Raw genomic sequence first — 230 nt, forward strand, 5'->3', positions numbered from 1 at the left:
GCCGATTTCTTAATCGCATCCAAATCCCAACTCGCTGCTTCTGCCAGCGGAATCGGACTTAACGTTTTATAGCCATGAATTACGTCAAAACCAATAATCAACGGAATTCCCAAACGGGTTTCTTCCACCGCAATTTTCTGTACGGCACGCACTTCTTTCACACCGCGAACCGTCAGCATTGATCCGACCAGTCCTTTTCTTAAATGTTCGTATTTTAATTCTGCCGTTCC

General features: G+C 45.2%; 1 protein-coding gene. It reads right to left on the bottom strand.

The genetic code is table 11. From position 1 onward, the window contains the following. Positions 1–230 (bottom strand): glycoside hydrolase family 3 N-terminal domain-containing protein (locus ABXT06_RS22735; RefSeq protein ID WP_354592761.1); only part of this gene is annotated, 230 nt, incomplete at both ends.

The sequence above is a fragment of the Flavobacterium sp. UW10123 genome (assembly GCF_040538975.1).
In the GTDB taxonomy this organism is placed as follows: Bacteria; Bacteroidota; Bacteroidia; order Flavobacteriales; family Flavobacteriaceae; genus Flavobacterium.